Below are 18515 nucleotides of genomic sequence, written 5' to 3'. Positions count from 1 at the left end.
CGGCAGGCCTACTCCTCGTCCTCCGGCAGCGGCTTGCGCCAGGTGAGGTTGAGCAGCTGAATCCGCCCGCGCGGGTCGCCGTCCCACTCCACCTCGAGGTCGTGACGCTTAAGAATGTCCACGAGGAACCGACCCAGTGCGGCGTCCATCCGTGCCCACTCGTCCTTCCGCTCGGGGTGGCCTTTGCGCAGCTTCTCGGCGTCGACCTCACCAGCAATCGGCGGGCCCGGCACCCACGCACCGAAAACGAGATAGAGCTCCGTCGGCTCGTACGCCAGTCCCTCGGCATCCTGCATGTGAAAGCCACACGATGCCCATTCACGATAGGGATACTCCCCCTCCGGCACATCGACCTGGGTGCGTTCCTCCCCAAGCAGCTCGTTACAGTCACTGACATCGAATCCAAGGCTCATTCCCGTCACGAGCCCTTGGTCTTCCATCTCATCGAATGCAGCCTTCACCCGGTCGTAATCGGTGGGGTGCTCCCACTCCGACTCCTGGGCCTTGCGTTCTTCCCACACCTGCTCGGCGGCCGCGTGCGGATCATCATTGGGATACACGTCTTCGAGTTCGTTGTCATCCACGGCTTCGTGGACCTCGTCCAAGGTCATGAATCCCGGAAGGATCCAATGGTTGAGTTGCTGGCGCAGCGAATCTGAAATCTCCATGCCTCCACAGCATAAAGAAAAACTCTCCGCCACGGCGCGCCGCCCCTCGCGTGCCTTCGGAGCTCTCACCCTCGCAGCTGCGGCGACGCTGGGCATCGGCAGCGGCAAGGCTGGCGCCATCGCCCTCGGTCAGGTCCGCATCTCCGACACCCCGGACGGCACGCCGCACAAGCGCACCGGCACAGCTATCGCGCCCGAGCGGGTACTCACCGCCGCGCACTGCGTCGAGGGTCCCTCCATCAACGTCGGCCGCCAACAAAACAAATGAAGCAAGGCTGCCGGGAATTCAACCCAGCGGTTATCCCTGCACGGCAGCCGCGCCTTCATCACCGGACGCAAGCGAATACCACGTCCATGCAACGTATCCGATATAAGCGAGCGGCAGGACGAGCGGAAAGAAATAGCCAACAGCCACGCAGGCGGCAAGCACACCGATAGCCACTCGTCCGCCTGCTAGCTCCGATTTTGCAGCAATGAACCGTGCTGTTGCTACGGCAGCGATGAAGAAAAGGGCAACGCCGAGCACCCAATGGATTCCACTTCCGATGCCCATGATCAGCGTCACAACACCTGCACAAACCCACAGGATCTTGTGAAGACTCAAGCTAGATCTCTCCTAATTCTTAGGGGCAGTCGCTACAGGAACGATGTGGTCGGTATGGGTCTGACCCCACTCGCAAGTTAACACACACTTCATGATGTTTCTTGGGACCTTTACAACCCTCGGACACCTTCACCTGAATGTCGCCCGGCAGCGATGGTACAAGCGACCTGTGCATCCTAATTGTGAGCACATCGAGGCGGAAAGCCCCCTTGCCGCATTCCCGAGGGGCGAATACGATGTATTCAGAGCGCTGAAGAGAAGGGAGAATCGAATGACAACCATGACCGTACGCATGAGCGACGAAGACGCCGAGCTCGTCCGCAAGTATGTCAGATTCGAAGGCACAACGATCTCGGAATTCGCCCGAAGCGCAATGCTAGAAAAAATTGAAGACCATGCCGACCTTCAGGAACTTCGAGCCGCCATCGAAGCCGATGACGGACAGCGTTTTAGCATCAATGATGTCCTCGAAGAGCTTGATTAATGTCAGCCAACGGCCCTAGCTACAGAGTTAAGCTCACCGCCTCGGCTCGGAAACAGCTCAAGAAGATGGACCGGTTCGATGCGCGGCTTCTGCTTAATTGGATGAAAACCCATCTCGAAGGCTGTGCCGATCCGCGTGCTTTCGGCAAAGGCCTCACAGGCGATCGATCTGGCGAATGGCGCTACCGTGTCGGCGCTTATCGAATCCTCGCGCTCATTCACGAATCAACCATCACGATCGAGGTTTTTGCTGGTGGAAGGCGCGACACGATCTATCGCTAACCGGAACAAAAGAAGCGAGCCCCAGACCTTCTCAGTCTGGGGCTCGCCTTCGGTGGAGCTGCCGGGAATTGAACCCGGGTCCTTCGTCACCTCGCCAGGGCTTCTCCGTGCGCAGTTCGCACAGGATCTCTACTCGGCCCTCCGGCTCGGGCAAACTCGTTCCGGATGATGGGCCCAGTCGCTCTGAAAGTCCCCCGTCGGCCGAACGACAAGCCGGCGGAGCAAGTTCCTTAGTCGATGCCAGGATCCGGGTCAGGAACTAAACCCGGGCTGACAGACTCGCGTCGCTGAAATTAGGCAGCGAGGGCGAAGTCACGCTGAGAGTTCTTCTCTGCGTTTATTGGTTGCTACGACGCTTAACGGTGGTCTCTAGCCTGCACCGGCACGCTTCCCCTGGCTCAATGTACGAAGTCGAAACCATATCAACCCCATGCATTGCAGTAGAGCGGGATTGTGCGCTCTCTACAGTTCGTATAACGCTACCCCACGTCGGCCTATTCCAGCAACCAGCTTTCCGATGCCGCCTCTACCGCGCCGTCGATGTCGGCTAATGTTCGCGGGACGTCCTTGGCCACCAACCGTGCATCCCACCAGTAAATAACATCGGAGGAGTCAAACGGGACAACACCAACGAATGAGTCACCCGCCATCTGGTCACCCCAAGCATGAACAGCGGTCTCTACTTCCGCCGAGACGTCCCTGTGGGCTCGCCCGAAGTCCACTTCGTAACCGATATATGTCGTCCCGCCTTGCTGTGCCTCGATGATGAGATAGACGAAGTCCTGGGTGTACCACGCCGCCCACACGTTGACGTCTTCGGGCGACAGTCCCTGATCCGGCGCCACATAGCGGTTAATCAGCTCGTCCATCTTCGCGACGAACGCAGCGAGGTCAAAAGAGCGGTCCATGAATGCCGCCTTTTACTGCAGGTAGTCCGCCAGCACCACCGCGTGGTTGACCTCGCGGTCCTTCGCGGCGAAGAGCAGCGTGACATCGCCGTCCTTGGCGAGTTTTCGCAGCTCGTTCATATCCTCGGAGTCGTTTTCTTCGAGCTCGGCGCGATAGCGTTTCTTAAACTCGCCGAAACAGTCCTCGTCATGGTTCCACCACGTGCGCAGGCCGGGGCTGGGCGCGACCTCCTTGAACCAGTGATCCGGGGCCAGCTTGTCCTTGGAGATACCGCGCGGCCATAGACGGTCGACGAGGACCGTTACGCCGTGAGTCTTCTCTTCGCCTTTAACGACGTCGTGTGCCTTAGCCGTATAAATCATGGGCCCCAGGCTACGCGCGTTTTAGGCGTTGATGCCCTTGATGCGGCGTCCCAGCTCGCGGGTAATCTCGCGATCCTGGTCGCGGCGCTTGATAGCCTCGCGCTTGTCGTAGTCCTGCTTACCCTGTGCCAGGCCAAGTTCCAGCTTCGCGCGGCCGTCCTTCAAGTAGACGCGCAGCGGGATGAGCGTCTTATTGCCGTCGCGGACCTGGCCCATAAGCTTGTCGATCTCCCGGCGGTGCAGCAGCAGCTTGCGGGTGCGCTTCGGCGAGTGGTTCGTCCACGAGCCATAGGAATACTCCGGGATGTGGAGGTTGCGCACGTAGACCTCGCCGTCGTCGATGGTCGCGAACGCGTCGACGAGCGAGATTTTGCCCTCGCGCATGGACTTGATCTCAGTGCCGACAAGCACCATGCCGCATTCGTAGGTGTCCAGGATTTTAAAGTCGTGGCGAGCGCGGCGGTTGGTCGCCAGGGTCGAGTTATTGTCGACCGCTTTCTTCTTCTTTGCTTTCTTCGCCATAATCCGTCTTATTGTACCGGCGCGTGCACGCCAGCCCTAAAACCAACGAACCCCGCGGCGGGCAGCCGCGGGGTGCAAGGGGGCATCGGGAAGCTACTTGCGCACGTAGGCACGCAAGGTAACCCAGGCGGCAAGGGCGGCGAAGACGATGGCCACCGCGCCGATGAGGGGAATGGCGACCCAGATATCCGAGTCCCGGATGGGCGCCAGCAGCTGGGAGGAGTAGAGGTTCTTCAACGACGGGTCGAGGACAAAGTTCTTGCCCAGGTAGACGCCCACGCCAGCGAGGACGGTGCCGAAGAGCACGGCGAGGACGGCCTCGAAGACGAAGGGGGCGTTGGTAAACCAGCGGGTAGCGCCGACCATGCGCATAATCGACATCTCGCGCGAGCGGTTGAACGCGGCGATCTGCACCATGTTCGCGATGAGGAAGATGGCGGCGATGGCCTGGACGAGTGCCAGGATGAAGGTCGCGTTGCGGATGGTGTCGAGGTTGGAGGTCGCGGAGCGGACCTCGTCGCCTTGATCGACGATGGTGTCGACGCCGGGGTCGTTCGTGATGGCGTCGATGGCGGAAGTATCCGTGGGATCGACGAGGCGCACGTGGAGGGCGGCGGGCAGCGCGTCCGGGGAGGTCTCTTCGACGAGCAGCGGGTCGGTCTCTTGGAAGACCTCGACGAAACGCTTGTACGACTCCTCGCGGTTGCGGTAGGTGACGGACTCGACGCCGCCGTCAGCCTCGAGCTTCTTCTTTACGTCGGCGCAGGCGCCATGCTCACAGGTCGTGTCATTCGCGGACGTGGGCTCGTCAAGCTGGACCATAACTTCGACCTTCTCGAGGTAGATGTCCTTGGTGTCTTCGGTCATCTGCGTGACGAGCACGCCAGCGACAAGCAGACCGACGGAAATCGCCGTCGTGATGACGAGCGCGATGGTCATGGTGAGGTTGCGTCCGAGCCCCCGGAAGGCCTCGCGCAGAACATATCCGAGTCGCATTAGAAGGCCTCCCCGTAGACGCCGTGCTCGTCGTCGCGGACGAGCTTGCCGTTGTTGAGTTCGAGCACGCGGCGGCGCATCTCGTTGACGGTGCGCGCGTTGTGCGTGGACATGATGACGGTCGTGCCGGTGCGGTTGATCTGCGCGAGCAGCGTCATGATGTCTTGGGCCGTGGCCGGGTCGAGGTTGCCCGTGGGCTCGTCGGCAAGGACGAGCGCTGGCTTGTTGACGAAGGCGCGGGCGATGGCCACGCGCTGCTGCTCGCCGCCGGAGAGCTCGTTGGGAAGGCGGTGCGCCTTGGAGTCGAGATCCACGAGGTCGAGCACCTCGGGCACCGCCTCCTTGATCTCCTTCTTCGACTTGCCGATAACCTCGAGCGCGAACGCCACGTTGTCGTAGACGTTAAGCTTGGGCAGCAGGCGGAAATCCTGGAAGACGTAGCCGATGGACTGGCGCAGACGGTTAATCTGGCCGCCCTTCAAAGCATTGACGTGGAAGTCGCCGAAATAGATGTCGCCGTGGGTCAGGTTCGTCTCGCGGACGAGCAGTTCCAGGAAGGTAGACTTGCCGGAGCCGGACGGGCCGATGAGGAAGACGAACTCGCCGTCCTCGATCGTGAAGGAGACGTCGCCCAGGGCGGGCCTGGCGGACGCCTTATAGACCTTGGTTACATTCTCGAAGGTGATCACAGGGGAAACTCTAGCAACATAAGTTTCATTCCTACAGCTTCCGCGTGGATAGGCAGGCTTTTCACAGACTGCGCTTGTGGCCGAGTTCGCACAGGTCGCGGGCCTGTGTACCATTACACACTGATCCGAACGTACGATCCCGACCCCAATTGTCAACAAGAAAGGCCGAGAACATGTCCGAATCACAAACGCAGGCGCCGCCTGAGCATCAGTCGCCTGGCGGATTCCTCGGCACGATCGAAAAGATCGGCAACAAGCTGCCTAATCCGTTCTGGCTCTTCGTCATCCTCGCTGGCGTCGTGGCGGTGAGCTCGTGGCTCGGCTCGCTCGCGGGCCTGCAGGCCACGGACCCGCAGTCGGGCGAGCCGATCAAGGTGACGAATCTCCTCAACGCTGAGGGCCTCTCGAAGATGGTAACGGAGGCCGTCACCAACTTCACGTCCTTCCCGCCGCTGGGTGTTATCCTCGCGGTCATGCTCGGCGTGGCCGTCGCGGAGCAATCGGGCCTGCTGTCCGCGCTCGTGCGCGCCATGGTCGCACGCGTGAGCCCCAAGATGTTAACTTTCGTCGTTGCGCTCACCGGTGTGACAGGCTCCGTTGCTTCCGATGCCATCTATGTCATCCTTATCCCGTTAGGTGCCACCGCCTTCCACGCGGTCGGTCGCTCCCCCATCGTGGGTGCGATGGTGGCGTTCGCGGCATCGTCAGCAGGCTTTAACGCGTCGCTCATTTTGAACATCACGGACCTGCTGCTCGCGGGTATTTCGACGTCCGCCGCGCAGATTGTGGACGCGGAGTACGAGGTCAACGCGCTGGCGAATATCTTCTTCGTGGTGCCGTCCGCGATTGTCCTGTCGCTCATCATCACGGCGGTGACGGAGTTCTTCATCGTGCGCAAAGCGCGCGAGCTCGTCGACCACGACAATTTGGAGACCCAAGAACTGGATTTCTCGTCGTCGGTGCCCAACGCGTCCGACGATGACGAGTACGACTTCTCGGACGACGAGGAGAAGCTCGCCCTCCACCCGCTCGAAGCCAAGGGCCTCAAGGCCGCGGGTGCCGCGCTGGTGGCCTTCCTCATCGCGTTCTTCGCGCTCATCTTCATCCCGGGCTCGCCGTTCGCTGGGCCGGATGGCGTGTTCATGGAGTCGCCGCTCATCAAGGCTATCGCGGTGCCCATCGCGCTGGCCTTCTTCCTGGCCGGCGCGGTCTACGGCATCGTAGTCGGCACGGTGAAGGAAGCCTCGGACTTCCCGGATTTCATGGCTAAGGGCATCGAAACCCTGCTGCCTATGATCGTGCTCTTCTTCATGGTCGCACAGTTCCTCGCGTGGTTTAGCTGGTCCAACCTGGGTGTGTACACCGCAATTAAGGGCTCCGAGTTGCTCCAGGCCTGGGACCTGCCGCCGGTGCTCATGTTCGCCGGCCTCGTGCTCATGGTCGCGCTGCTCAACCTCTTCATCACGTCCGGTTCCGCACAGTGGGCGCTCATGGCACCGGTCGTCGTGCCGATGCTCATGTACGTCTCCGTCGCCCCCGAGGTCGCGCAGATGCTCTTCCGTATCGGCGACTCCCCGACGAATATCATTACGCCGATGTCGCCGTACTTCGCGCTCGCGCTCACGTTCCTTCAGCGCTACTACAAACGCTCCGGCGTGGGCACGCTCATGTCGCTGTCCCTGCCCTACTCGATTTCCATGCTCGTGGGCTGGTTCATCTTCTTCGTCATCTGGTACCTCATCGGCATACCTCTGGGCCCCGGCACCCCGATGACCTACCCGGCAAGCTAAAACGGCATGCTGAATCGCCCGCCCCTCGGGGCGGGTTTTCGTGGTTTTCCTAGTTATTCGTGCAGGGTAGGTCCGGCCCGAACTTCCGGCGCTTCCAGAACCGACCCTCGGCGTCTTTGTAATAGACGTCCCCATCGCGTTTCTTCATGTTGTGATACTCGCAGAGCATGAGGATGTTGTCGATATTCGTCTCCCCACCCTTCGACCACGCCACCAGGTGGTCGGCCTGCAACAAGTTAAACGGCCGGTGACACTCCGGATCCTGACACACATGCTGCACCGCCGCGGCCAACTCTTTCTGCGCCGCACTGAAATACCGCTGCAGCCGGTACTGCTTCACCGGCTTATTACGGGCGTTGACAAACGTCGCCAGCCCAATGCCCTCCAGCAACTCGGCCATGATCTCCTCACCCGTACGCCACGTCCCATCCAACGCCCGGACCTTAATGTCTTCCGTATTGCCCTGAATCAGCTGCGCCATCACAGGCAACGGCACGATAATGTGCAGCATCTTCCGCGGCGCCGCCAGGCCCATCTTCCCCCTCGCGTGCTGCTTCAAACCCTCATACACCGCCTCCAGGCCGCCGTCATCCACGCCCGGCAGAGAGTTAATGAAATCCATCAACCACCCCTCGTCCGAGCGCACGATCAACCGGTTACGCCCGTCCTTGCCAAACGCCACCGACGCCTCGTTGACCGGCTTCGGCTTTGTAATATGCTTGGCCGCGACTTTCTCCAGCTCGCCTTCGAACGTGCCACACAAAATCACCCGCAGGTCATTCGGCCTATCGGATTTCTGAGCCAAGTTCTCAATCTTCTCCAGCACCCGCAGCCCGTGATTGCGCGCACGCGCGGCCGCCCGCGCCTCGTCGATACGCGCGTGGCCCGACTCCCAGTACACCTTGGCCAACCGCAGGAACAGCGACGCATCAATGTCGTTGATGCCCGCATCCCACAGCTGCGTGCGCGTCATCCCGCGCACGGACTTAAGAGAGTCGACGTTGTGGCGTTTGTAATCGTCGATGAGAGAAGTTGTCATGCCTCACACGCTACGAAGCCTTGTCAACCCCGCGCAATGGCAAGCCCCAGCAAGGCGCCACAATCTGTGGATAACCATAACGACAAAACTAGTTATCCACAGGCTGCGCGGCGGGATCCTGGCACCCCACCCAGGAATCCGGTACCCTGTCGCGCGCACGCGAACACCCCGCTATGTCACCGCCACACGCCCCCGATTACTCGGCTGCGCGCTCCGCGGCCATACGCCAGCGAATCGCCGCCTCAAGGAACCCGTCAATATCCCCGTCGAGGACCTTCTGCGGGTCGCCCACCTCATAGTTGGTACGCAGGTCCTTGACCATCTGGTACGGGTGCAGCACGTAATTGCGCATCTGGTTGCCCCACGACGCATTGCCGCCGGCGCCCAGCGCGTCCATTGCGGCGCGCTCTTCTTGACGCTTACGCTCAAGCAGCTTGGCCTGGAGCACGCGCAGCGCGGACGCCTTGTTCTGAATCTGAGACTTCTCGTTCTGGCAGGTCACCACGATGCCCGTAGGAAGGTGGGTCAAGCGCACCGCGGAGTCCGTCGTGTTCACGGACTGGCCGCCCGGGCCCGAGGAGCGGTAGACGTCCACGCGCAGGTCCGAATCCGGCACGTCGATATGGTCGGTCTGCTCCACGACGGGCAGGACTTCGACCTCAGCGAACGACGTCTGGCGGCGCGCCTGCGAATCGAAGGGCGAGATACGCACCAGGCGGTGCGTGCCCTGCTCGACCGAGAGCTGGCCGTACATGTACTCGCCGTGCACCACGAAGGTCGCGGACTTAATGCCCGCCTCTTCCGCATAGGAGATGTCGTAAACATCGACCTTGTGACCGTGCTTATCCGCCCAACGCGTGTACATGCGCATGAGCATCTCTGCCCAATCGGCGGCATCGACGCCGCCAGCGCCGGAGCGGATATTAATAACAGCCTCACGGTCGTCGTAGTCGCCGGAGAGCATGGTCGTGACCTCCAGCGACTCAATGGCCGCCTGCAAGGAAGCAAGCTCCTCGTCTGCCACCGAGGCGTCGCCCTCTTCCTCCGCCAGTTCGTACATGACGGGCAGGTCGTCGAGCCGCCCGCGCAGCTCCCCCAAGCGCCGCAGCTTAGCCTGCGCCGCCGAGAGCTTGGTCGTCACCTGCTGCGCGTGCGCCGGGTCGTCCCACAACGAGGGGTCGCCCGCCGTAGCCTCGAGCTCACGCACGGTCTCGCGCAGCGTCTCAGGATCCATGACCTTCTCGATGGAGGTCAGGGTCGCGCTTAGCTGGTCAATCGTGGCGGAGGTCTCGGGTCGCATAGCGCCCCAGTTTAGCCCTCTAATTCGCATTGCCACGCATTAAGGGGGACAATGTGGACTTATGACTTCCCAGCCTTCTCTCGAAGAGATGACCGCGGCGCTCATCAAGACGTTTATCGTCGCGCACGCGGACGATTCTGACAATCATCTGGCCCAGGCACTCGTCTACAACGCGGGCCGCTGGGCCTGGCGCCTGCGCGAGCAGGGCGTAAGCGTCGACCAGAAGACCTCTGTCTCGGACGTCGTCACGGACGCGGACCGCTCGGCCGAAAAGTTCGTCTCCGAAATCCTCGCGACGGTCCGCCCGGAGGATGGCATTGTCGGTGAAGAGGGCGCCTCCCGCCCATCAACGTCAGGGCGCGTGTGGCACATCGATCCGGTCGACGGCACCTACAACTTTGCGTCGGGCTCTGATTATTGGTGCAGCGCCCTCTCGCTTTCCGATGCCACCGGGGTCATCCTCGGCGCCGTCCACCGCCCCGCCATGGGCTACACGTGGTGTGGCGGCCGCGACACCCCCACCACCCGCGACAACAAACCGGTGCACATGCAGACCGGGCTACCGAATCAGATTGCGCTGGCGACCTACCTGCACCCCACGTCCATGCAGGACCCGGACATCCGGGATGCGTGGCAGCGCGTGGCCTCGCGTTTCGCGTCGGTGCGCATGCTCGGCGCGGGTTCCATCGACTTGGCCTCCATCGCGGACGGCACGTGGGGCGCGTGGATGCAGCACTCCGTCGCGGACTGGGATTGGCTGCCCGGCAAGGCCTTAGTTGAAGGATCCGGCGGAGTTGCGCGTAAGGTATCCGCGGGCGGCGTGGAATGGTCCATCGCCGGCAATAAAGACGCAGTCGACGCAATCGAGGAGGCCCTCCGTGGGTAAGCACAAAGAAGACTTAGGTCTGGCCCTTGAACTGGCGGGTCGCGCGGATCAGCTCACCATGTCCCGCTTCGAGGCCGCTGACCTCAACGTGAAGTCCAAGCCGGACATGACGCCGGTCTCCGACGCAGACCTCGCCTGCGAGAAGCTCCTGCGCGCCGAGCTCGCCAAGGCCCGCCCCCAGGACGAGGTCCTCGGCGAGGAATTCGGCGGCGAGCAGATCATGTCCGGCCGCCAGTGGGTCATCGACCCCATCGACGGCACGAAGAACTACGTGCGCGGCGTGCCCGTGTGGGCCACGCTCATCGCGCTGCTCCAGGACGGTCAGCCCATCGTCGGCGTCGTCTCTGCCCCGGCTCTGCGCCGCCGCTGGTTCGCCTGCGAGGGCTCCGGCGCCTACCGCGTCTTTGGCGGCGAGAAGCGCCGCCTGCGCGTCTCCGGCGTGGACAAGATCGGCGACGCCTCCATCGCCATGTCCTCACTCTCCGGCTGGCTCGAGGCCGACCTGCGCGAGGAACTCATCGCCATGACCGATAACGCCTGGCGCCTGCGCGGCTACGGCGACTTCTGGAACTACTGCCTGCTCGCCGAAGGCGCCGTGGACATCGCCGTCGAACCCGAGGTTTCCCTCTGGGATCTCGCGGCCCCGTACCTCCTCGTCAAGGAGGCCGGCGGCACGTTCACCTCCCTCGACGGCGTGGACTCCCCCGCTGGTGGCTCCGCCGTGGCGACGAACGGCCACCTCCACGAGACCGTCATGGGTTACTTCCACGAGCAGTAGCCCGCCGCACCGCCAACCTGGCCGGATCGCCGAAGGGGCACCAGCATCCTGCTGGTGCCCCTCATGCGCGCGGGTTACGCGACCGTGAAGCCGGAGCCCACGCCGCCGCGGCGGTTCATGTCAGCGACGACGGCGTCGAGGTTCGTCGCCTCCGTGGGCGAGTGCAGCGCACCCTGCCACGGCGTGCGGCACGAGACCGGGCCGGTGCCGCCGGTGATGAGGCCGACCACGCGGCCGCGCTTGAACAGCGGCGCGCNTGTCGTTGAACTCGATGACGGAGTAGTCCATGGACTCGTTTTTATCCACGACGGTGCCCGTGGGACCGACCTGCCAGGAGTCGGCAGAGCTGACCTGTTCGCCGACGTTGCCGCAGTGGCCGGCGGTAATGCCCACGGCGCGGCCAGCGGCGTCATGGCCGGCGACCGTGAGCGTGCACATCGTGTCCTGGCCGATGTAAATGGGCGTGCCCGGGCCGTAGAGCGAGTGGTCGCGGTTCATCGCGCGGTTGGACTCCTCCGGAATCCGCGGGGCGTCGTAGTACGAGCCCGGCACGCGGTGCAGCACGAAGTCCGCCTCGGGCTTCATCGCGGCGACCTTAGAGAACGTGTCGTTCTTCCACACGTAGTTGGGATCCACGGCGGCCGGACGGAACTCGGGCTGCGTGGCTTCCTCAATCTGCTGCAGGCCAATCGGGTTCGGATTGGTCAGCGGTTGGCCGCTTTCGTCAGCGCCACCGGCCGGGGCGGCGCCCACGGTCTCCGCGTACTGCGCGACCTGCGTCTCACCCGCGCCAAGATGACGCTGCGTCGCCGCACCGGCGGCAACGACTCCGGCTGGCACATCAAGACCCCCACNGGCGCTGTTGAATGCGGCGTTGAGGGAGGAGGCGGCATCGGAAAGCGCGGCGGCAGGGTCGGCCGTCGCGGCATTGGCTGCGGGGGCAGCAAAGAAGAACGCACCTGCGAAAGTCGCACCCACGAGGACTTTCTTAAGGCGCGAAACATGAAGCATAAAAAGGGCTCCTTTTCAGGTTGAGGATGAGGACGAACCGTCTCATCATGACACGCGCGCGGCGCAGAATTCCTATCGACGTAACGACTGTGTCCAAGCCGTTACCTGTTTTCCAGACTCCGGGTACCCCCGCGCACAAAGGTGCAGGTTAAGAGGTGAAACCCTGCCCCGGCGCCCACGTCTTGGTGAGTCCCAGGGACACACTCGCTGCGGGGTCCTCGACGTCGGAGACCCGGTAATAACGCATCTCTACGTCTTCGGCGGTGAGCCGGGCGACGGCGTAGCCGTGGGCGTCATAGTCGACGTGCTTGACCCAGGGGTTCGCGTCGCGGATGGCGGACTCGACAAGCTGCGAGGTCGAATTGTCTTCGGGATGGTAAATCCCGGTGTATTCGGTGAGGATTTCGTCCACGTTGGGCGCGGAAATGGACGTGGTGACCATCTCGCAGGCGACCTCCTTGTCACCGTAGAAGATGGAGTTCGCCCACTCGCTGTGGATGTCGCCGGTGATGAAGAAGGAGTTGCCCTCGCGCTCCGCGAGGAGCTTGAGGAGGCGGTCGCGGTCCGCGGTGAAACCGTCCCACTGGTCTGCGTTCATAGCAAAGCCGGTGGTCGTGCCCTTGGCGTTGCGCAGGGCCTCGTTGGCTTCGTCGTTGCCGGGGATGGTGAGGATGCGCATGGGGGCGATCATGACGGAGTTGCCCATGACCATCCACGTCGCCTCGGACAGGGAGATGGTGTCCTGGAGCCACGCGTACTGCTCACTGCCGAGCATGGTGCGCTCGGGGTTCGCGTAGTTCGCGGCGGTCGTCTCCGCGTCGCGGTAGCTACGCAGGTCCATCATGGTGAGCTCCATGAGCGTGCCAAAGCGAAGGCTGCGGTAGAGGTGGCCTTCCTCCGAAAGCTTGGGGCGACGCAGCGGCATCCACTCGTAATACGCCTGCAGCGCCTGGTTGTAGCGCCAGTCCCACTGGCCTTCGGCGTAGCCGTCGGTGTGGTTCTGCGCGCCCGTGTTAAACGCGTCGTTGGCGGACTCGTGGTCGTCCCACGTCACGACCCACGGAGCGGAGGCGTGTGCGGCCTGGAGGTTCGCGTCCGTGCGGTAGCGGCCGTAGCGCATGCGGTAGTCCTCGAGGGTGACGATTTCCCACGACGGATAGTGCGGACGGGCCACGCCAGATTTTCCGTGGTACTCCCCCGTGCCGTACTCATAGATATAGTCGCCGAGGAAGGCCACGAAGTCGAGCTCGCCCGCCTGGCCACGCTCCGCCATGTCGCGGTACGCCGAGAAGAAACCGGATTCCCAGTTCGCACACGAGGCCACGGCGAAGGTGAGCGACTCTGGGGTGGCGTTAAAGGAAGGAGCGGTCTTCGTGCGTCCCACGGGGGACTCGGCTCCGGAATGATCGCCGGAGGTCACCCGAAAGCGATAGAAATACTCCGTCCCCGGCTCCAGCCCAAAGGGCTCGACGTGGACCGTGTGGTCCTCCGCCACGGTCGCGGTCGCCGCACCGGACGCCACCAGCGAGCCAAACGAGCGGTCCTCAGAGACCTCCCACTCGACATCGACATCGGCGCCCAAGCCCGAGCCTGGCAGCGCGTCGCGGTCCGGCGTCACGCGCGTCCACAGCACCACGGAGTTCGGAAGGGGATCGCCCGAGGCCACGCCGTGGAGGAACGGCAAAGAAGAACCGGTGGATTGGTTATAAGCATCCAGGGGCGACAGACGGGTACCTTGCTGCGCGCCAGCCACACCGGCGGCCGCCGCGCCCAGCACGCCAGCCCCGAGCGCACCGTACTGCAACGCTTTTCGACGAGAGATGGAAGACATGAACAGAAACGCTAAGCAGCACCAACAGCCCCTTCAACCGCGAATACCCCCGAAGGTAGTTAATTGGAGAAACTGTTTTCATAGCATTAACTCCGCGTTCATGTGGGCGTGGTGAGCTAATCCGCATGTCTCGAAAGTCCCTTGCCGCCGTCGCGCTCGCCCTCGCTACCGCAACCTCCACGGTCGTGGTGCCCGCGCCAGCCACCGCCGCCTCCAACCCCATCTTCCGCACCCTCCTCCAACCCGGCGCGGATGAGACCCAAGCCATCGTCTCGTGGCGCACCAACGCCCACGGGGCTGCGGAGAAGCTCGAAGTCACCGGTCCCGACGGCACACAGACTTTCGACGCGCAGGAGAAGAACGCCGGCGCACTGCTCTACAAGTCGAATTACGCCACAGCCACGGGGCTCAAGGAGAACACCACGTACTCCTACCGCGTGGGTTCCGACGAGGGCGGCTGGTCCGAGCCGCAGGACTACACCACCGGCAGCTTCGGCGAGGACTGGTCGTTTATCACCGTCACCGACGCCCAAATCGGCGTGGGCACGGACATCAAGGAACAGACCGCGCAGTGGCAAAACACCATCGGCAACGCCGTCGCAGACGTGCCCGACGCCGAAATGATCTGGTCCCTGGGAGACCAGGTCGAGGGCTGGGGCGCGCCCGTCGCTCAGTATGACGGCTACTTCTCCGCGCCCGAGATTCGCCGCGTGCCCACCAACGCGCTGCCCGGCAACCACGAGCTCTACGCCTCCCCGGCGGAGCTCAAGCACTACGACGAGCACTTCCTCAACCCCAACCAAGAAGAGGACATCCGCGACTTCTACTTCGAGCGCAACAACGTGCTCTTCATCGGCCTCGACACGAACGCTAGCTCCGAGAAGGACATCGCCCGCCACGAGGAGTTCCTGCGCAAGACCATCGCCGAGCGCGGCAAGTCCAACGACTGGGTCCTCGTGGGCATGCACCACTCCTTCTTCTCCCAGGGCACCCACTACACGGACGCGGACGTCACCCGCCTGCGCGAGCAGCTCGCCCCCGTCATGAGCGAGCTCGACGTCGACGCCGTCCTCGGCGGCCACGACCACATCTACACCCGCACGCACCTCATGAACGGCCTCACCCCGGTCGAGGCCGAGGCCAAGCGCGGCGACGTGCTCGAACCCAATGACGGCGAGGTTCTCTACCTCACCACGACCACCGCTGGCGGCGGCAAGTACTACGACTTCCAGGGCGAGGACGGCAAGAAGTACCCCAAGGCCCGCTTCGAGACCATCGATAAGTCCCTCCAGCATCCCTCCACCGCCCTGTGGCGTCAGGACTACACCGAGGATTATATGAAGGTCGACGTCACCGGCGACAAGCTCACCTTCACCACGTACAACGCCAACGACCCGTCGGTCGTCGACAAGGTCTCGCTCACCAACAACGACCGCGCCGAGCTTTCCGATGCCCCCTCCTCCCCTTCGTCCCCCACGTCCGCCCCGTCTTCGGCGCCGTCAGAGCCCGCGCCCTCCTCCGAGCCTGCTGAGCCGGCCCCGTCGTCTGCGCCGCACGAGCCGGTGGAGACGACCGTGACCACGACGGCTCAGGTCACCAAGGTCGTCACGTCGACCAAGGAAGGCCCGACCCCTGAGATCGTGACCTCGACGAAGGTCGAGCCCGTGCCGACAACCATCACGACGACCGTGACGCCAGCAGCCAAGCCCAGCGACGAGGTCGTGCCCGCCGAGGTCGACCCGAAGGCCGACACGTGCGACGGCTCAGGCAAGGGCTCGGCGCAGGGATCGAGCGAGAAGTGCGGCTCGTCGACGGGCGGCATCGTCGCGGCGGTCGTGGGCACGCTCGCAGCACTGCTCGCGGCGCTTGGCGTGGGCTACGCCGCCACGACCGTCCGAGAGGGCGACCGCGCACCGAGCTGGCTGCCCAAGCCGCTCCACGGCCTGTACAACCGCTTCTTCTAGCCATGCGTTAGCCACAACGCCCGAATAAGGACCGAAAAATCGAAGTTTTCGGTTCCTATTCGGGCGTTGTGGTCATTTCACGCCGAAGCTCCGCGCCTTGCTCGGTGCAGGGCGCGGGGTTAGGCCTCCGGAGCGACCTCCTCGAGCTGCGGCACGAGCTTGTCGAGCGCGAAGTTGGTCGCGTCGACGGCACCCACAACCACATCTGAGTCGGCCTCGCCCAGGGGCTCTGCAGCCAGCGAGACGCAGAAGATTTCCATGCTGCCGCAGGCGCCGATAACGCCGCCAGGTGTGACGGTCGAGAACTTGGTCGCGCGCAGGCGGCACCCGCACCAGACGTGGCTGCAGCAGTGGTCGTCGTCGCATTCGGAGGCCGTCGAACACGCCATGGAGCTCACGCGCGAGCGCCCCGTGGATCCGCTCTCCGGCGGACAGCGCCAGCGCGTGTGGATCTCCATGGTGTTGGCGCAGGACACGGACATCATCTTCCTCGACGAGCCGACGACGTACCTTGACCTCGCGCACAGCGTGGACGTGCTCGAGCTCGTCGTGCCCCGGTAGCCCCCGCTTTCCGATGCCCCCTCCCCCGCAGCGTCGCCTGGGTTAGGATATGGGTCGTTTGAACACCCCGATTCCCGCCTTACCTTGTGTAGGGAGAAAGTGCCGTCGTGACCTCTGTAATTTCCTTGCTGGCTGAACAGCCCGTGTTGCTTGTCGCACTGCTCATCGGCATTGGGATGGCGTTGGGCAGCATCAAGGTCCGCAGCATCAGCCTGGGTGCGGCGGCGGTGCTCTTCCTCGCCATCGCGGTCTCGGCGGCGGGCGCGGCCTCCGGCGTGGAGATCGTCCTCCCGCCGGTACTCGGCACGCTGGGCCTTGTGCTCTTCGCGTTTGGCATTGGCAATAACTCGGGCGTGACGTTCTTCCAATCGCTGCGCAGCGCGGGTGGGCCCATCTGCGCGATGATCGGCGTCTTCCTCGCCGCGGCCGTCGTCGCCTGGGCCTTGGGGCGCTACGCCTTCGGGCTCGACGCTGCGACCATCGCGGGCACCTTTGCAGGCGCCATTACGAACACGCCGGCGCTGGCGGCGGCATCGGAAGCAACGGGCAACGGTGGTGCGGCGACGGTGGGCTATGCGGTGGCCTATCTCTTCGGGGTCATCGGCATGCTCGCGGCAACGACGCTCGTGCTGCGCAAGGCCGGTGAGGACGACGATACGACGAGCCCGGTCACGCTCGTGCACGTCCAGATCACGCGCGACGGCGGCGTCCCGGTGGGTGAGATACTCGAGACCGGTCACAACGAAGTGCAGGTCACGCGCCTGCGGCGGGGAAGCCAGAATGACATCATCATCCCGCAATACTTTGACGTGCTCTATCCCCGCGGCGTGGGNACGTGGTAAGCATCGTCGGCTCGCCCGAATACCTCCACGTCGTCACCGAGGCCTTCGGCCGCGAGTCGCCACAGATTCTCAACGAGGACCGTCATGATTTGGACTTCCGACGCATTACGATTTCCCGTCATATCCATGCGGGCCAGACCATCGCGCAGCTCAACGACACCCTCGCGGACCGCTGGGGCGCGCGTATCTCGCGCATCCGTCGCGCCGACGAGGACCAGGTAGCCATCCCCGACTTCGTCGTCGAACTCGGCGACCGCGTTCGTGTCGTCGGCCCCGCGGACTCTTTGGAGGAAATCTCCGCGTTCCTCGGTGACTCCTCCAAGGGTCTCACTGACATCAATCCCATCTCGCTTGGCCTGGGCATGGCGGTCGGCGTGGGCCTGGGTGAGCTTTCCATCCCCATGCCCGGCGGCGGTTCGTTTAGCTTGGGCGCGGCCGCAGGCGTGCTCATCGTCGCGCTAATCATGGCGCGCGTGGGGCGCGTGGGTTCCTTGCCCACGGCACTTCCTCACTCCGCGAACACCGTGCTTGCCGAGTTCGGCCTCCTCATGTTCCTCGCCCAAGCCGGCACGAACGCCGGCGGCCAGATCGCCGGTGCTTTTACCGGCGGCGCGTGGTGGAAGATCCTGCTGCTCGGCGCGGCCGTCACGCTCACCGTCGCCGTAGGCGTCGTGCTACTCATGCGCCGCGTGCTCCACATGGGAGCCACGAAGACCTCCGGCGTGCTCGCCGGCGCGCAAACCCAGCCCGCCGTCCTCGCCTTCGCCAACACCCGCACGAATACCGACCCCCGCGTGTCCCTCGGCTATGCGCTCGTCTACCCCGCCGCGATGATTGCGAAGATTTTGGTGACGCATGGGTTGGCGGTGGTGGCATAGCGCTGTTACACAAGCATCCCCGGAACAAGCGAGAAAGAAGACATCAAGCAACTGCGCCATGAGAAGATATCCATCTCATGCCGGCTACCATGCGCGGTAACCCCACCCGAAACGGAGCAT

20 protein-coding genes, 1 other RNA gene and 1 pseudogene are annotated in these 18515 nt (G+C 63.5%); 10 read left to right on the top strand and 12 right to left on the bottom strand.

The features are described from left to right. Positions 1–8: 8 nt before the first annotated feature. Positions 9–668: a DUF6891 domain-containing protein gene (locus tag BN9444_RS04955; protein ID WP_068801523.1), complete on the bottom strand. Its 660-nt coding sequence runs from the start codon at positions 666–668 to the stop codon at positions 9–11. Here BN9444_RS04955 and BN9444_RS04950 point away from each other — a divergent pair. Beyond that, positions 667–936 carry a hypothetical protein gene (locus tag BN9444_RS04950; RefSeq protein WP_066512093.1) on the top strand — a complete coding sequence of 90 codons (270 nt, stop codon included), beginning with the start codon at positions 667–669 and terminating at the stop codon, positions 934–936. The genes BN9444_RS04955 and BN9444_RS04950 overlap by 2 nt on opposite strands. A gap of 30 nt (positions 937–966) precedes the next feature. On the opposite strand, the gene BN9444_RS14130 is transcribed toward BN9444_RS04950, so the two are convergent. Beyond that, a complete protein-coding gene (locus tag BN9444_RS14130) occupies positions 967–1272 on the bottom strand; it encodes a hypothetical protein (RefSeq protein ID WP_141681492.1) in 306 nt (101 codons plus the stop codon). A gap of 271 nt (positions 1273–1543) precedes the next feature. Here BN9444_RS14130 and relB point away from each other — a divergent pair, with 271 nt between their 5' ends. Both relB and BN9444_RS04940 read left to right on the top strand, forming a co-directional pair. Beyond that, positions 1544–1756, top strand: a complete 213-nt coding sequence (relB, locus tag BN9444_RS04945) for a type II toxin-antitoxin system RelB family antitoxin (protein WP_062040565.1) — start codon at positions 1544–1546, stop codon at positions 1754–1756. After that, positions 1756–2037 carry a type II toxin-antitoxin system RelE family toxin gene (locus tag BN9444_RS04940; RefSeq protein WP_066512087.1) on the top strand — a complete coding sequence of 94 codons (282 nt, stop codon included), beginning with the start codon at positions 1756–1758 and terminating at the stop codon, positions 2035–2037. The genes relB and BN9444_RS04940 overlap by 1 nt, the downstream gene beginning before the upstream one ends. 50 nt (positions 2038–2087) lie before the next feature. On the opposite strand, the gene ssrA is transcribed toward BN9444_RS04940, so the two are convergent. The 6 genes from ssrA to ftsE form a co-directional block, all read right to left on the bottom strand. Further along, positions 2088–2467, bottom strand: a transfer-messenger RNA (tmRNA) gene (ssrA, locus tag BN9444_RS04935). A gap of 64 nt (positions 2468–2531) precedes the next feature. Next, positions 2532–2945 (bottom strand): hypothetical protein, encoded by a 414-nt coding sequence (locus BN9444_RS04930; RefSeq protein ID WP_066512084.1) that lies wholly within the window; start codon positions 2943–2945, stop codon positions 2532–2534. A 12-nt stretch (positions 2946–2957) separates the two neighbouring features. Beyond that, positions 2958–3308 carry a DUF488 domain-containing protein gene (locus tag BN9444_RS04925; RefSeq protein WP_066512082.1) on the bottom strand — a complete coding sequence of 117 codons (351 nt, stop codon included), beginning with the start codon at positions 3306–3308 and terminating at the stop codon, positions 2958–2960. Between the two features lie 21 nt (positions 3309–3329). Beyond that, positions 3330–3830 carry an SsrA-binding protein SmpB gene (gene smpB / locus BN9444_RS04920; protein WP_066491166.1) on the bottom strand — a complete coding sequence of 167 codons (501 nt, stop codon included), beginning with the start codon at positions 3828–3830 and terminating at the stop codon, positions 3330–3332. A 93-nt stretch (positions 3831–3923) separates the two neighbouring features. Then, entirely contained in the window at positions 3924–4826 is a 903-nt protein-coding gene (gene ftsX / locus BN9444_RS04915; RefSeq protein ID WP_066512078.1) for a permease-like cell division protein FtsX, read from the bottom strand. Then, positions 4826–5515, bottom strand: coding sequence for a cell division ATP-binding protein FtsE (gene ftsE / locus BN9444_RS04910; RefSeq protein WP_066512074.1), 690 nt, complete (start codon positions 5513–5515; stop codon positions 4826–4828). Before ftsE ends, ftsX begins: the two co-directional genes overlap by 1 nt. 173 nt (positions 5516–5688) lie before the next feature. Between ftsE and BN9444_RS04905 the strand changes: the two genes are divergently transcribed. Beyond that, entirely contained in the window at positions 5689–7305 is a 1617-nt protein-coding gene (locus tag BN9444_RS04905) for an AbgT family transporter (protein ID WP_066512067.1), read from the top strand. A 49-nt stretch (positions 7306–7354) separates the two neighbouring features. Here BN9444_RS04905 and BN9444_RS04900 read toward each other — a convergent pair whose 3' ends face one another. Together BN9444_RS04900 and prfB are read right to left on the bottom strand one after the other, a co-directional pair. Then, entirely contained in the window at positions 7355–8344 is a 990-nt protein-coding gene (locus BN9444_RS04900; protein ID WP_068801522.1) for an HNH endonuclease, read from the bottom strand. 196 nt (positions 8345–8540) lie between these two features. After that, on the bottom strand, positions 8541–9644 hold the full coding sequence (gene prfB / locus BN9444_RS04895; RefSeq protein ID WP_066484784.1) for a peptide chain release factor 2: 1104 nt from the start codon (positions 9642–9644) through the stop codon (positions 8541–8543). Between the two features lie 61 nt (positions 9645–9705). On the opposite strand from prfB, the gene BN9444_RS04890 reads away from it, so the two are divergent. Together BN9444_RS04890 and hisN are read left to right on the top strand one after the other, a co-directional pair. Then, the gene (locus tag BN9444_RS04890) at positions 9706–10530 is read left to right on the top strand and encodes an inositol monophosphatase family protein (RefSeq protein WP_066484781.1); all 825 of its coding nucleotides are present in this window, start codon (positions 9706–9708) and stop codon (positions 10528–10530) included. Then, entirely contained in the window at positions 10523–11308 is a 786-nt protein-coding gene (hisN, locus tag BN9444_RS04885) for a histidinol-phosphatase (protein ID WP_066509250.1), read from the top strand. The genes BN9444_RS04890 and hisN overlap by 8 nt, the downstream gene beginning before the upstream one ends. Before the next feature lie 1159 nt (positions 11309–12467). On the opposite strand, the gene BN9444_RS04875 is transcribed toward hisN, so the two are convergent. Further along, positions 12468–14150 carry an alkaline phosphatase D family protein gene (locus BN9444_RS04875; RefSeq protein WP_066484770.1) on the bottom strand — a complete coding sequence of 561 codons (1683 nt, stop codon included), beginning with the start codon at positions 14148–14150 and terminating at the stop codon, positions 12468–12470. A gap of 125 nt (positions 14151–14275) precedes the next feature. Between BN9444_RS04875 and BN9444_RS04870 the strand changes: the two genes are divergently transcribed. Then, entirely contained in the window at positions 14276–16114 is a 1839-nt protein-coding gene (locus BN9444_RS04870; RefSeq protein ID WP_068801521.1) for a purple acid phosphatase family protein, read from the top strand. Between the two features lie 119 nt (positions 16115–16233). On the opposite strand, the gene BN9444_RS14690 is transcribed toward BN9444_RS04870, so the two are convergent. Next, a complete protein-coding gene (locus BN9444_RS14690) occupies positions 16234–16374 on the bottom strand; it encodes a hypothetical protein (RefSeq protein ID WP_168164055.1) in 141 nt (46 codons plus the stop codon). On the opposite strand from BN9444_RS14690, the pseudogene BN9444_RS04865 reads away from it, so the two are divergent. From BN9444_RS04865 to BN9444_RS15070, 3 genes and pseudogenes are all read left to right on the top strand, one after another. Then, positions 16364–16663 (top strand): annotated as a pseudogene (locus BN9444_RS04865) (ATP-binding cassette domain-containing protein); the annotation flags it as partial. The gene BN9444_RS14690 and the pseudogene BN9444_RS04865 overlap by 11 nt on opposite strands. Before the next feature lie 188 nt (positions 16664–16851). Beyond that, positions 16852–17517, top strand: a complete 666-nt coding sequence (locus BN9444_RS15075) for an aspartate-alanine antiporter-like transporter (protein ID WP_478219565.1) — start codon at positions 16852–16854, stop codon at positions 17515–17517. Continuing rightward, positions 17511–18395 carry an aspartate-alanine antiporter-like transporter gene (locus tag BN9444_RS15070; protein WP_233423546.1) on the top strand — a complete coding sequence of 295 codons (885 nt, stop codon included), beginning with the start codon at positions 17511–17513 and terminating at the stop codon, positions 18393–18395. The genes BN9444_RS15075 and BN9444_RS15070 overlap by 7 nt, the downstream gene beginning before the upstream one ends. The last annotated feature ends 120 nt before the right edge of the window (positions 18396–18515 follow it).

Source organism: Corynebacterium phoceense, from assembly GCF_900092335.1.
Taxonomy (GTDB): domain Bacteria; phylum Actinomycetota; class Actinomycetes; order Mycobacteriales; family Mycobacteriaceae; genus Corynebacterium; species Corynebacterium phoceense.
This window is presented reverse-complemented; position numbering and strand designations above follow the sequence as displayed.

Coding starts and splice junctions, on each gene's coding strand:
- BN9444_RS04925 (WP_066512082.1), bottom strand. CDS start 3,308: ATGATTTATACGGCTAAGGCACACGACGTCGTTAAAGGCGAAGAGAAG.
- BN9444_RS04870 (WP_068801521.1), top strand. CDS start 14,276: ATGTCTCGAAAGTCCCTTGCCGCCGTCGCGCTCGCCCTCGCTACCGCA.
- BN9444_RS04900 (WP_068801522.1), bottom strand. CDS start 8,344: ATGACAACTTCTCTCATCGACGATTACAAACGCCACAACGTCGACTCT.
- ftsX (WP_066512078.1), bottom strand. CDS start 4,826: ATGCGACTCGGATATGTTCTGCGCGAGGCCTTCCGGGGGCTCGGACGC.
- BN9444_RS04950 (WP_066512093.1), top strand. CDS start 667: ATGCCTCCACAGCATAAAGAAAAACTCTCCGCCACGGCGCGCCGCCCC.
- BN9444_RS14690 (WP_168164055.1), bottom strand. CDS start 16,374: ATGGAAATCTTCTGCGTCTCGCTGGCTGCAGAGCCCCTGGGCGAGGCC.
- BN9444_RS04905 (WP_066512067.1), top strand. CDS start 5,689: ATGTCCGAATCACAAACGCAGGCGCCGCCTGAGCATCAGTCGCCTGGC.
- BN9444_RS04955 (WP_068801523.1), bottom strand. CDS start 668: ATGGAGATTTCAGATTCGCTGCGCCAGCAACTCAACCATTGGATCCTT.
- BN9444_RS04940 (WP_066512087.1), top strand. CDS start 1,756: ATGTCAGCCAACGGCCCTAGCTACAGAGTTAAGCTCACCGCCTCGGCT.
- BN9444_RS04930 (WP_066512084.1), bottom strand. CDS start 2,945: ATGGACCGCTCTTTTGACCTCGCTGCGTTCGTCGCGAAGATGGACGAG.
- relB (WP_062040565.1), top strand. CDS start 1,544: ATGACAACCATGACCGTACGCATGAGCGACGAAGACGCCGAGCTCGTC.
- BN9444_RS04875 (WP_066484770.1), bottom strand. CDS start 14,150: ATGTCTTCCATCTCTCGTCGAAAAGCGTTGCAGTACGGTGCGCTCGGG.
- BN9444_RS04890 (WP_066484781.1), top strand. CDS start 9,706: ATGACTTCCCAGCCTTCTCTCGAAGAGATGACCGCGGCGCTCATCAAG.
- prfB (WP_066484784.1), bottom strand. CDS start 9,644: ATGCGACCCGAGACCTCCGCCACGATTGACCAGCTAAGCGCGACCCTG.
- smpB (WP_066491166.1), bottom strand. CDS start 3,830: ATGGCGAAGAAAGCAAAGAAGAAGAAAGCGGTCGACAATAACTCGACC.